Below are 11,639 nucleotides of genomic sequence, written 5' to 3'. Positions count from 1 at the left end.
GGGGTATACGAAAGGCCGCATCTATGTAGCTTGCAAAACACAAACTAATTCTGCTACAATTGCAACAATTATCAATAATTGAATACGGACCTTCGGGGCAGGGTGAGATTCCCGACCGGCGGTAAGCCTCAAACAGGCTTTTGAAAAGCAGTTTTAGGTAAGCCCGCGAGCTTTGGATTGGTTGTACACCAGCCAGGGCAGATCCGGCGAGATTCCGGAGCCGACAGTATAGTCTGGATGGGAGAAGGTTAAGGCTAAAGTATACATTTATGTATGCGTTTGCCCTGCGCCTGGCTTTCTCCGAGGCGCTTTTTATTTCCCCCCGGGTTCTATTCTGGATTCTAAGTTTAGGGTTAGACTTTTAAAAGCCGAGTAATTTATAGGCTGCTAAGTAACAAATGTGTTACAAAAGCTAACAGCCAAGTGGTTGCTAAAGAATCGCTCGGTAATGGTTAAGAAACAGCTATGCATAGGTTAGAAGTAACGAGTAATAAATAGCTAGCACATAGATGAGTAATAGGTAGGTTACTAAAGAAACGATGGAGAACACGGCGGTAGACTTCAAACAATATATGCGAAGGGCGATTGAGCTGGCAGAAATGGGCCACGGGACGACCAGTCCCAACCCCATGGTGGGGGCTCTTATCCTGAAAGACGGCAGGGTAATCGCTGAGGGCTACCATCAAAAAGCGGGCGAGCCGCACGCGGAGATAAATGCTTTCAACAATGCGACCGAAGATGTCGAGGGTGCGACGATGGTTGTCTCGCTTGAGCCGTGCAACCATCACGGGAGAACGCCCCCGTGTTCCGAAGCGATCGTTAACGCGGGCATTAAGAAAGTGATCGTCGGCATGATCGACCCCAACCCAAAATGCGCGGGTGGTGGCATAAAACGCCTGCGTGATGCGGGAATCGAGGTCGAATATGGCATGCTCTCAGACGTAGTCGCAAAGCAAAACGAAGTCTTTATCAAATACATTACGACGGGGCGACCGTTTGTGGTGCTTAAAGCGGCGGTAAGCTTGGATGGCAAAATCGCACAATCACCCGAAAAGGCGACCGCGATTACCGGTGAAGCTGCAAGGATAAGGACGCACGAGTTGAGGAACCAGTATGATGCCATAATGGTCGGTATCGGCACGGTTACCGTAGATAATCCCCAGCTCACAACAAGGCTTGAGCGTGAGAATACAAAAAACCCCGTACGCATCATCGTCGACTCGAAAGCCAGGATTCCCTTAAGCAGCAAAATCGTGAGCACGGCGCATGATGTGCGCACGATCGTAGCAACGACATCCTTCGCTCCGGTGGCGAACATCGAGGACCTAAAAGTGAGGGGTCTTGAGGTCATCAAGCTTGAGACCTGGGACGGTACGGTTGATGCCGAGCTTCTACTTGAAGAGCTGGGGGCCCGCGAGATCTCAAGCATTCTGGTCGAGGGCGGAGGCAAACTCGCCGCATCGTTTGTTAAGGCGGGCTTGGTTGACAAGTACATGATATTTATCGCGCCGAAATTTATCGGCAAACAGGGCGTCGACCTGATCGGCGGCAGGCTGGATGTGATGAAAGAGCTAAGGATCGAAAGCATCGAGCAGTTAGGTAAAAGCAAAGCCGAAGATACGGTTAAAGATATTGAAGAGGGTATTGAAGATATATTAGTCGAAGCTTATCCAAAGAAGAAGAGTGCGCTGGATATCGTTCTGAGCGATAGCGAAGAATCCAAGGTGGTTTAAATGTTCACAGGCATCATCGAAGAGCTTGGCAAAGTAAAAGCGATAAAGCGTGGGGCGAAGGAATTCGTCATCGAAATAGAGGCGCCCAAGCTCACGCCCGAACTACAGATAGGCGATTCCGTTGCGGTCAACGGCGTATGCCTTACCGCGACCACAAAATCGGTCAACGGCTTCACGGTCGATGTTATGCCGGAAACCGTTGTGAAAACCGACCTTGAAGAGCTAACGCGGGGAGAAACAGTGAATCTTGAGCGGGCGATGACGCTCTCAAGTCGCCTGGGAGGACATATGGTCTCGGGGCACGTGGATGGAGTGGGGGTCATAACATCCAAAACGGTTCAGCAGAATGCCCTTCTAATAAAAATAGAAGCCCCCGTCTCCGTCACCCGCTTCTTAATCGAGCGGGGATCGATCGCCGTTGACGGGATCAGCCTCACTGTAATGGATTATAGTGCTAAGCACGTCACCGTTTCCATCATCCCGCACACGGCAAAGATGACGACGCTTGGCTTTAAAGGCCCCCGCGACCGGGTGAACCTAGAGGCCGATCTCATAGGTAAGTATGTCGAGAAGTTTATCAATATGAGGCCGGATGGCGATAAAAGCCCCGGGCTTACTGTTGATAAACTCCGCGATATGGGCTTTACATAATCTGGCGATTAGCGATTAGCGAAGAGCGATTGGTAAACCTCCTAGTTTTTAATCGCCAGTCGCTAACCGCTAACAACAGTAACAAGGGCACATGGTTTGTTGTAAAGAGATACGTTAGAAAGAAGCAGGGGGAAACGCATATGTTGGATAATATTGAAGAAGCCATACAAGACATAAAAGACGGAAAGATCATCATAGTAGTCGACGATGAGGACAGGGAAAACGAAGGCGATTTTGTCGTAGCCGCCGAGAAGGTCATCCCTGAGGTCGTTAACTTCATGGCCACAAATGGGCGCGGCCTTATCTGCATGCCGAGCGTGGGCTGGAGGCTCGATGAGCTGGGTATCCCGGCGATGGTGCAGAATAATACCTCCGAACAGGGGACGGCGTTTACCGTTTCGATCGGCGCCAAGGGTAAGATCACGACCGGTATTTCTGCAAAAGACCGTGCGGTAACGGTGCAGGCCGTCGTCGATCCGAACAGCAAGCCTGAGGACATCTCGATGCCGGGTCACGTCTTCCCGTTGAGGGCTAAGAAGGGTGGCGTTCTTGAGAGGGCCGGCCACACCGAGACTGCCGTCGACCTCGCCAAGCTTGCCGGGCTCTTCCCGGCCGGGGTTATCTGCGAGATCATGAACGAAGACGGCACCATGGCCCGCCTGCCGCAACTTCGCGAGGTCGCCGATAAATTCAACCTCAAGCTGGTGAGCGTCGAGGACCTGATCAGGTACAGGCGCAAGACGGAGAAGCTTATCGAGCGCGTCGCGGAAGTCATCCTGCCGACCAACTTCGGTGATTTTAAAGCAATCGGCTACCGTTGCAGGCTCGATGGCAAGGAGTATTTCGCCTTGGTCAAGGGTGAGGTCAATGGGCAAGAGAACGTTCTAGTCAGGGTGCATTCCGAGTGCCTGACAGGCGATATCTTCCACTCGCTTCGCTGTGACTGCGGCGATCAGCTCGAAACCGCTCTTAAGATGATCGATGAAGAGGGAAAGGGCGTTCTCCTTTATATTCTTGGACACGAAGGGCGGGGAATCGGCCTTCTAAACAAGCTACGCGCATACGAGCTTCAGGACCACGGCCGCGATACCGTACAGGCGAACAACGACCTTGGCTTTCCTGCCGACCTGAGAGATTACGGTATGGGTGCGCAGATTCTAGCGGATCTCGGCTTAAGCTCCATACGTCTTATGACCAATAATCCTAAGAAAATCGTCGGCCTTGAAGGCTACGGTTTGAATATTATAGAGAGGGTGCCCCTTCAAGTAAAACCGACCGATTACAACATCCATTATCTCCAGACAAAGAAAGAAAAAATGGACCACATGCTAGAAAACGTTGATCGTACGCCCGAAGAAAGTACCAATAAGTAAGAAGATACACGCTAGACCTTAAACCTTAAGGAGGTTGATATAATGCAGACGTATGAAGGTAATCTGATTGCGGAGGATTTGAAGTTCGCCATAGTCGTTGGCAGGTTTAACGAGTTTATCGGAACACGACTTCTCGATGGGGCGATGGATGCCCTGAAGCGCCACGGCGCAGCGGATGAGGATGTGCATGTCGCCTGGACACCGGGCGCATTTGAGATCCCATTGGTAGCAAAAAAGCTTGCAGAGAGCGGTCGATACAACGCCATCATTTGCCTGGGTGCCGTTATCAGGGGCTCTACGCCGCACTTCGACTATGTCGCTGGCGAAGTCGCAAAAGGCATCGCAAAGGTAAATCTCGACTCGGGCGTCCCGATTATTTTCGGTGTAGTGACTACCGACAGCATCGAGCAGGCGATCGAGCGGGCCGGTACCAAGCAGGGTAATAAGGGCTGGCAAGCCGCAGTATCGGCAATAGAGATGGCCAACCTCGTAAAAGTGATTTAAAGTAATTGAAAGAGTTTAAAAGAAATAAGTCTCTTTTTATTTATCAAGCTACGCTTGTGCTAGGACTTTATTAATGGTTAGATGATAACTGGTGATAGTTTATGAAAGTAGAAAAACCCTGGGGTTTTTACAAACAATACGCACATAACAAGACCTGTTCTGTAAAGCTTCTGACATTACAACCGGGTCAGGAAACCAGCCTTCACTGGCATAACCTTAGAAGTGATGCCTGGGTTGTTTTGGATGACGGTGTGAGGGTCCAGATAGGCGAAGAACTCCACGACGCTACGGTGGGCGAGGAGTTCTTTATCCCATCCGGCACCGTGCACAGGTTGATATCCACGAGCGAAGGGCAATCGCGGGTTCTCGAGATAGCCTTCGGTTACAACAACGAAGATGACAACCACCGCCTGGCCGACGACTACGGCCGCGAACTGGATATTTAATAGAACAGGCTATCGTAAAAGCAAAAAAACTTAAAGCTCCGGCAGACACCGGGGCTTTTACGTGTTAATTTTCCAGTATATTGAGAATCTAATAAATGGTTTTATCCTGGATTCTGACTCCTGACTTCTGGCTTCAATATATTGATAGCCTTGTGTGAAGCGGAGCTTTGAAATTACACAACAACGGAATATCTGCTACTATATAAAAGTTGGCTAAACTTGAGAGGCCTGGAGGACGCATGGACGGCAAAGTAAGGGTTAGATTCGCACCAAGTCCGACCGGATATCTGCATATCGGAGGGGCGAGGACGGCGCTTTTCAATTGGCTTTACGCCCGCCATCACGGTGGCATTTTTATTTTACGAATCGAAGATACCGACCGCGAGCGCTCAACCGAAGAAGCGATCAACGCCATCATCGAGGCGATGCGCTGGCTGGGGCTTGTCTGGGACGAGGGCCCGTTCAGACAAATGGAGCGGCTTCCGCGCTACGAAGAAGAAGCACGCAGGCTTCTTGAAACGGGCAAAGCATACAAGTGCTATTGCACGCCGGAAGAGCTTGAAGAGCGAAGGAAGGCCGCGCTCGCACGCAAGGAAACACCCAAATACGACCGCCGTTGCGCTTCTTTAAGCGAGGTCGAGCGCCTGGCCTGCGAAAAGAAAGGGCTAAAACCGGTCATTCGCTTTCTCTGCCCGGACGAGGGCACCACACTAATAAACGACCTGGTAAAGGGCGAGGTAAGCTTTGAAAACGTCAACCTCGACGATTTCGTCATGGTGCGCGCCGACGGCATCCCTACATATAACTTTGCAGTGGTCGTCGACGATCACGATATGCATATAACCCATGTAATAAGGGGAGACGATCATCTCTCCAATACCCCGCGGCAAATCCTTGTTTATCAGGCGTTAGGATATACTATCCCTGAATTCGGGCATCTTCCGATGATACTCGGTCCGGATAAGACCAGGCTAAGCAAACGCCACGGTGCTACCGCTGTCGAGGCATACCGTGATGAAGGGTACCTGCCTTCGGCACTCGTCAATTATCTTGCGCTTCTTGGGTGGGGTTTTGAGGACCAGACCATTTTCGGCTGGCAAGAACTCATCCAGAAATTCAATCTCGAGGGCGTCGGTAAATCCCCGGCGGTATTCGATTCCGCAAAACTTCAGTGGATGAACGGCGTCTACATCCGCGAATTATCGGTACACGAACTGGCCGGAATGATGAAACCGTTTCTGCAAAGGGCGGGTCTCGCTATAGAGATGTATGATAATGCGTGGTACAGCAGGCTTGCAGAGATCACACAGGAGCGGCTCGAAAAGCTCGGCGATATAGTGGACCTAAGCAGCTTCTTCTTTCACCGTGTCGAGTACAAACCCGAGGCGGTCGAGAAGGTCCTTAAGAAAGAAGGAGTGCCTGATATCTTACGCAAAACTCTGGAGGCGCTCTCAGACATGTCGTTCGAGTTTTACTCCGAACCCATAGAGCAACGTCTCCGGGCCCTCGCCGAGGAAACAGGGCTTAAAGCGAAATTCGTATTCCAGCCGATCAGGGTTGCCGTCACCGGTCGCAATATAAGTCCGCCGCTGTTTGAGACAATAGAGCTATTGGGTCGCGAGGCAACGCTCGAACGCCTCAGCGAAGCAATCCATTTACTTGAAATGGCCGACGATTCGTGATAGTATTTCATCTGTTCGATCCACCGAATCGAACCAAAACTGCATAGTGGGGGATCGTCTAACGGTAGGACAACGGACTCTGGCTCCGTATGTGAGGGTTCGAATCCTTCTCCCCCAGCAAGGAAATCCTGGTGCTCCTATCAGGATTTCTTGTTATAAATGATAGGAGAATGACCAATGGAGCGTATAAAACACATAGAGGGTATGGTTTCAGACCTTACCACCAAGATCGTTGACGAGAACAAGTCAGAGTTTGCCAAACACGGATACCTCTTAGAGGCCAGGCTTGAAAGCGCTGACACCGATGAGATTTACGAAGCGCAAAGCTTCATTTTTCTCAGCACCGGATCGGAAGAGGTAATGGAGATTTTCCCGATCGACATCGTTTTTATCCAAAAAGGGAACGACCCGTTGCTCTGGGTCGATGAAAACAACCTTAGCGATCTGGAAAAGGAATTACGTGCGGAGATCACACGCTGGATAGATAAATACGTACGCAACCGGCAAGCGGTGCGTGAATAATACATGATGAGGAGTTCTGTGTCTAAAACTTTTCTGCTATTACCCAAACATTGGCTTTGCCGTTAGACGCTGCAGCTAAAAGGAGGGCGCTCCAAATATCTGCGGTAAGCTCCTCACCAGCGAGCTTTGCCATTTCAATGGTTTCACTTAACAGCCCCTTGTCCTTGTTGGCCACGAACATTATCCGGTAGTCCTCCTTACTTAATTCAATGCCAGCCGCCTTCGCCGCCCTTTGCGCATCGCTGATCCATCCCTGCGTGACACAGGCAATCTTTGCTGTCATCGCTTCATCTCTCGTTAATCTGCTACCGCGTTTTTCGGCTAATTGCTCGCAAATCACGATATGGCCCCTGTAGGCAGATTCCAGGATAGCAGTTGTTAGAAGCTTATTCTTCGTTTTACCATCCGGAAGGAGGTCGATTATCTCATTCATTCCATCGATGATTTGCTTTTCGATATTAGCGAGAAGCATAGTCGTCAACTCATCCGGGTTTCGAGAATCAAGGCCGATCGCTTCCGATGTCTTATGGTAAGCGTCGAGCCGCCCCTGTCGTATGGCGATGTTTCGTATCTCTCGCAGTAATATCCTCTTATTACGATCCCCTTCTAAATATTCAACTGCTTTTAACGCTTCATCAATATTTCCGTCTCTTATAAACGCTTCCGCCAAGATTGTATAGCCTAGTCTCATGCGCATTACCTCTCTTAGACAAGTATTGATAATGGCCATTGTAACCACATATTTATCCAGAAAGGAGGGATTTAACTCACATAATCTCTTCCACGAGATTTACTCGCGTTTTAATGGTTAGATTTTTATTTTAGGGCTCGATCTCATACTCCCACCCCGCCGACATGCCGCCTGCAAGATTATAAACTTTCTTGAAGCCGTTCTGAATCAAGAGATCTGCGGCTTTGTTACCTGCTTCTCCCTCGTTGTCGTAAACCGCAATCGGTCTTGTTTTATCGAGTTCTTTCAGATTATCCGCCAAATAACTCAGCGGCATCGGCTCTGCTCCCTTGATGTGTTTATTTGCATACATCCAACTTGCCCTCACATCGATAATCTGAAGGGTAGAATCGGTATTCTTCATATGCTCAAGCTGACCAGCGGAAATGCTGATCCAGCCGTGTTGTTCAAGATCGGATGCCTTTGTAGGCCGAATTGGAGGCAGGGTGGTTGTCGTAGTCGCCGGTGGCTTGATCTCCTCTTGCATAGCGCTCTGGTCTTGAGAGGCGCACCCAATCGCAAAAAATATGGATCCGGCAATGGCAGCGATAGCAAAGTATTTTCTTAACTCAAACAATTATGGACCCCCTTAATAGGATGATTCTGTTACGACTCTATTATGAATGCATTATAACATGCATCAATCTGGTGGTTGCTTATTCCGGCATAAAAAGTGCATCACATATAGAGAAAATGAGAGAGAAATGTAAAAGCCGAGGTGGCGAATGCCGATAACTATATAATTGATTCTATGCTGGAGGGTGAACTCGGATTGGCTAAACACACTAAACCGCACATTAAAACACATGCTAGATCACATAAGAAGCGGCGAAGTCTCCTCGTCAAACTTAACATTCTTTCCGTTCTCATCATATCCAGCGTTTTCGGCTTTTACGCTTATGCCTCGTGCCAGGATTCTTTAGCAGCGATCAATAATCAGTATAAAGAAAAGGCGCTCTCAACCGTCCAAATGGTCGACGCGATGATCAACAGCCCGAGCGACCTTGCCGCCACAGAGCGTATGCAAAAAACCTTCGACGAGCTTAAAAGGATCGACCCGCAGATACTAAAAATATCGCTCTACGTGAAACAACGGAGCGGTGGAGCTATAAAAACCGTGAGCAGCGATCACTTGGAGATAGGTAAATCAGCCGATGCTTTTGACGTGGCTCAAATTAAAACGGGGCACATCGTATGGGAAGAGCGGTCTGCCGGGAAAAGCATTGTCGAGATGCTTGCACCAATTTATATAAGTGATCAACCCGCAGCTGTTCTTGGCGTATATATGAATCTTGAGCCAAGAGATATCGCCATAAGGGATTATGCCTACCGCGCGCTGCTTTACGGCACAGGGGCCCTTTTGTCCCTCATCGTTCTTCTTTACATAGCGATCAGCAGGCAAGTGTTTAAGCCCTTAAAGTATCTGGTCGAGGGCGCTAGAGAAGTCGCAAAGGGTAATTTACGCAAGCGAATCGAGCTGGACAGACGCGACGAACTGGGAGAGCTTGCAGAAGAATTTGATATCATGACCGAAGCCCTGCAGCGTCGCTTGGAAGAGAATAACCATTTGCTGAAGACCGTGCGAGAAAAGTGGTTCGAAGCGGAGTGGAGATCGCAGATCGATCTCTTAACCAACCTCGTAAACCATAGGACATTCCAGGATAAGCTGGAGATAGAGATACACCGAGCCGATCAGCTCCAATCATCCACATCACTCGTTTTCTGTGACCTGGACAAGTTCAAGGAGTTCAACGATAGAAACGGCCATCTCTTCGGCGACAAAGCGCTCTTTGAAGTCGCCCAAATCATCGCAGACGCTATCCGCGGCTATGACATCGCAGCCCGGTACGGCGGAGAGGAGTTTGCCGTTATCCTACCGCAAACCGACTCAGATGAGGCCATGAGAATCGGCGAACGAATCCGGCGAAACGTTGAATCCCATCAGTTCAAGGTTAAACATGGTACGGGCCGGATGACGGTAAGTATCGGGGTCGCAACATACCCGGATGACGCAACCGGCAAGATGTCGTTGGTTTCCGCCGCCGACCAAGCCATGTATATATCAAAGAAGCAGGGCCGAAATTCGGTTACCAAGTTCACGTCACAAGCACCTAGGGATACCGCTGAAACCGCCTAATCCAGCCGCCAGTGCGGTAATTACGGCCTTGACCGGCACTTTATAAAAATTCATCGTAAACCTCCCGTTGGCGGGGAGGTTTACGCGTTTACCCTGAAAATAGGCCGCTTACCGGATACTTATTCTCTGCACCCCACTTATGTCGTTAAAATTAATACATAGTAATCGCGGATAGTCACGGTAGCGTTGCCCGGCCCCTAGGGGTGATGAGATGGCATATCTTAATCGGCTACACCTAGCTTTTCGCCTGTCGAAGGAGATAAGAAAGTACAAGGAGGTTGGAGAAATGTACGAGATCAACGAGATTTCTTATACCAGAGACGATATGCTTGCCGACTTGAGGGCAGGGCTAACCCCGCTTGAAGCCGCCAAACGGAAATGGACGACTATCCTAGAGGGCGGCGAGGATTTTAGCGCTAACAGTTGTGCCTGCTGCGACACCTATTTTGATAAAGGAAACCCAAAGGCATGCCTTACGCTCTGTCCCCTTGGAGGAACCGAAGGTTGCTGTAACGGCGACTATAGCGCATGGATAAAGCATCAGAATGACACGCATATGCACGAGCATGCGTTTTATGCGACACGGTGCCCGGAATGCGAGCAAATCGCCTCGGATATCTATAAGCTCATCGAAGGGAAGCTCTCAATGGCTCTTGAGCACGTTGGCTAGTAACAAGCTACATATCTGTTGATAAAGAAAAGACCCACCGGTTGGGTCTTTTCTTAGTTTCATCCGTATTCATGGAGTCCCCTTCCTATCCCGTAAAATCGACATAAAGTGGACCGAAGTTAACGTAACAACGCAGTGTTTATGGCTGTTTACCTCAGCTTATTGGAAAATTTTACTACGATATTAGCATATTAGTAAGTCGAATAACACCTAAAGATGGCTTTATGGTAGCCGATACAATCCCCAGCAAGCAATCTATCCATTGGCTTACGGATGGCTTTGAGCTATAGCATATACATTATCGGGGAGGATTAGAGCAGATGAAGACATTGAGTATAAAGAGCAAACTGTATCTAGCATTTGGCGCAATAATTGTAATATTGTTAATCGCGAGCATAGGAATCAATAAGACGAACGGGTATCTTTTAGCGGCACAGGGCACTGTTATTCGCAGCTCCGAGTTTGAGAGCCAGGCAAAAACCTTCCAGAAACAACACGCCGATTGGCTTAACGCTCTGGCTAATCATGTATTTGTCGGAACCAAGTTTGATAAGCACCTTGATCCACATGAATGTGCCTTCGGTAAGTGGTATTACGGTTACATTAACTCAGAGGAGTTCAAGCAGCAAACCCCAGAGATTCAACAGGCTCTGAGAAGTCTTGAGGAGCCTCACAATAGATTACATGTAGAGGGCGCCCTGGTAATCGATGAGATCAATAAGGGGCACCGCGCAAACGCAGCAAAACTTTATAAGCAAAACACTCTCCCGACAATTAGCGCACTAGATACTATATATAACAATCTTGTAAACGCTTCGGCGGCCGTAAAAAACGAGAACACCAAGGCAGCTGAAAGCGCACAGAGGACGCAGAGTATCCTTATTGTCCTCATAACTATTCTTGGCGCACTGGTAGGCATAGCGGTTGCATATTTACTCGCTAACAATATCAACAAAATGATCGGTGAAGTTCTTGAGGTCTCTGAATCGGTCGCGAATGCCACCGACCAGATCTCGGCCGGCAACCAGGAACTCGCCCAAAGAACCCAGGAGCAGGCATCAGCCGTCGAAGAAACGGCTGCGACAATCGATCAGATGGCCGCGACGATCAAACAAACGGCCGAGGGTTCTGTAAGGGCGGATCAGATGGCCCGCGATGCAGCAAATCTTGCCCAAAACGGCGGCCATGTTG

The 11,639-nt window shown here is 49.3% G+C and carries 12 protein-coding genes, 1 tRNA gene and 1 riboswitch; of the genes, 11 read left to right on the top strand and 2 right to left on the bottom strand.

Annotated elements, in window-relative coordinates; genetic code table 11:
• Nucleotides 1-84 precede the first annotated feature (84 nt).
• Nucleotides 85-253: riboswitch (FMN riboswitch) on the top strand.
• 319 nt (nucleotides 254-572) lie between these two features.
• The 8 genes from ribD (at nucleotide 573) to ACYC56_RS08405 (ending at nucleotide 6,911) form a co-directional block, all read left to right on the top strand.
• Nucleotides 573-1,733, top strand: a complete 1,161-nt coding sequence (ribD, locus tag ACYC56_RS08440; protein WP_461373743.1) for a bifunctional diaminohydroxyphosphoribosylaminopyrimidine deaminase/5-amino-6-(5-phosphoribosylamino)uracil reductase RibD — start codon at nucleotides 573-575, stop codon at nucleotides 1,731-1,733.
• On the top strand, nucleotides 1,734-2,384 hold the full coding sequence (locus ACYC56_RS08435; RefSeq protein WP_461373742.1) for a riboflavin synthase: 651 nt from the start codon (nucleotides 1,734-1,736) through the stop codon (nucleotides 2,382-2,384).
• Between the two features lie 140 nt (nucleotides 2,385-2,524).
• Nucleotides 2,525-3,757, top strand: a complete 1,233-nt coding sequence (locus ACYC56_RS08430; protein WP_461373741.1) for a bifunctional 3,4-dihydroxy-2-butanone-4-phosphate synthase/GTP cyclohydrolase II — start codon at nucleotides 2,525-2,527, stop codon at nucleotides 3,755-3,757.
• 42 nt (nucleotides 3,758-3,799) lie between these two features.
• Nucleotides 3,800-4,261, top strand: a complete 462-nt coding sequence (gene ribH / locus ACYC56_RS08425; RefSeq protein WP_461373740.1) for a 6,7-dimethyl-8-ribityllumazine synthase — start codon at nucleotides 3,800-3,802, stop codon at nucleotides 4,259-4,261.
• A gap of 101 nt (nucleotides 4,262-4,362) precedes the next feature.
• A complete protein-coding gene (locus ACYC56_RS08420; RefSeq protein ID WP_461373739.1) occupies nucleotides 4,363-4,707 on the top strand; it encodes a phosphomannose isomerase type II C-terminal cupin domain in 345 nt (114 codons plus the stop codon).
• Nucleotides 4,708-4,946: 239 nt separating this feature from the next.
• Nucleotides 4,947-6,389 (top strand): glutamate--tRNA ligase, encoded by a 1,443-nt coding sequence (gltX, locus tag ACYC56_RS08415; RefSeq protein WP_461373738.1) that lies wholly within the window; start codon nucleotides 4,947-4,949, stop codon nucleotides 6,387-6,389.
• A 47-nt stretch (nucleotides 6,390-6,436) separates the two neighbouring features.
• A tRNA-Gln gene (locus ACYC56_RS08410) sits at nucleotides 6,437-6,507 on the top strand.
• Nucleotides 6,508-6,566: 59 nt separating this feature from the next.
• Complete coding sequence (locus tag ACYC56_RS08405) at nucleotides 6,567-6,911, top strand: hypothetical protein (protein ID WP_461373737.1); 345 nt, start codon at nucleotides 6,567-6,569, stop codon at nucleotides 6,909-6,911.
• 22 nt (nucleotides 6,912-6,933) lie between these two features.
• On the opposite strand, the gene ACYC56_RS08400 is transcribed toward ACYC56_RS08405, so the two are convergent.
• The gene (locus tag ACYC56_RS08400; protein WP_461373736.1) at nucleotides 6,934-7,602 is read right to left on the bottom strand and encodes a hypothetical protein; all 669 of its coding nucleotides are present in this window, start codon (nucleotides 7,600-7,602) and stop codon (nucleotides 6,934-6,936) included.
• Between the two features lie 130 nt (nucleotides 7,603-7,732).
• Entirely contained in the window at nucleotides 7,733-8,218 is a 486-nt protein-coding gene (locus ACYC56_RS08395) for a rhodanese-like domain-containing protein (RefSeq protein WP_461373735.1), read from the bottom strand.
• Between the two features lie 174 nt (nucleotides 8,219-8,392).
• Here ACYC56_RS08395 and ACYC56_RS08390 point away from each other — a divergent pair, with 174 nt between their 5' ends.
• The 3 genes from ACYC56_RS08390 to ACYC56_RS08380 all read left to right on the top strand — a co-directional run.
• Nucleotides 8,393-9,778 carry a diguanylate cyclase gene (locus ACYC56_RS08390; RefSeq protein ID WP_461373734.1) on the top strand — a complete coding sequence of 462 codons (1,386 nt, stop codon included), beginning with the start codon at nucleotides 8,393-8,395 and terminating at the stop codon, nucleotides 9,776-9,778.
• 286 nt (nucleotides 9,779-10,064) lie between these two features.
• Nucleotides 10,065-10,448, top strand: coding sequence for a hypothetical protein (locus ACYC56_RS08385; RefSeq protein ID WP_461373733.1), 384 nt, complete (start codon nucleotides 10,065-10,067; stop codon nucleotides 10,446-10,448).
• Between the two features lie 320 nt (nucleotides 10,449-10,768).
• Nucleotides 10,769-11,639, top strand: an 871-nt coding sequence (locus ACYC56_RS08380) for a CZB domain-containing protein (protein ID WP_461373732.1), incomplete at its 3' end; no start/stop codon positions are given.

The organism is Candidatus Aquicultor sp. (assembly GCF_054640775.1).
Note: the sequence above shows the minus strand (reverse complement) of the source record. Positions and strands in the feature narration are given on the sequence as shown.